The organism is Candidatus Hydrogenedentota bacterium (assembly GCA_016791475.1).
GTDB lineage: Bacteria > Hydrogenedentota > Hydrogenedentia > Hydrogenedentales > JAEUWI01 > JAEUWI01.
Window position 1 is genome coordinate 1 of sequence record JAEUWI010000191.1, and the last position, 768, is coordinate 768.

1 protein-coding gene is annotated in these 768 nt (G+C 58.7%); it reads right to left on the bottom strand.

From position 1 onward, the window contains the following. Positions 1-445 (bottom strand): DUF1559 domain-containing protein (locus JNK74_28635; GenBank protein MBL7650152.1); only part of this gene is annotated, 445 nt, incomplete at its 3' end. Positions 446-768: the final 323 nt, after the last annotated feature.

Here is a 768-nt window from a genome sequence, read left to right on the forward strand (position 1 = left end):
GGCAGGTAAACGCAGGGACAGGCGTGGTGTTGAGCTGTGTGCTCGCCGTTTGAAAGGCCGCCGAGTTGAAGGCAGCGCCCACGCCAAGACGGCGAAGAGCGCCAAGCTCCATGTACTCCAGCATGTTGTACTGCCACGACCCCGGCTGCTTCTCGCCATAACCGCGATTGGGGTCGGCCATCCAGAAGTCACCCCAGCCGCCAGAAGGATAATGCTTTTGCGAGTCGAGATGATTCAGCCCGGCAAGGCCCATCTGCTTCAGATTGTTTTGGCACTGAGCGCGCCGAGCCGCTTCGCGGGCCGCCTGTACCGCAGGAAGCAATAGCGCGACCAAGACGCCGATGATGGCAATCACCACCAGCAATTCAACCAGGGTAAATCCGGCTACCTGGCGACATGGGTGGAAGGCGCGGCGACGTTGCTTCAAAGTGCCCGAGAGAGTCATTACGATTGTGCTCCTAACAGTTCCGCCGCCCGAGATTGCCTGCCTGTTGAGATGCGCAGCAACGCACTCAGCAGCCTTTATTCTTCGCAACGGCGGGGTATCAAGCAACTCGCTATAACGTCAAAATTACCCGCTTCTGCGCAAGTCGGGTGGGATTAGCGCGGGTGCGAGGGGTCTTGCAACTGGCTCGGGTTGCCCTCTGCCGAATGACCTATGTTTGCCCAACACAATGTTCAGCAGTGATGTTCCCTGGAGCCCAATCACCCCTCGCTCAGGGACCTGCGAACAAAAAACAAACCAAGCCGAGGACTGCTCCCCGGCTT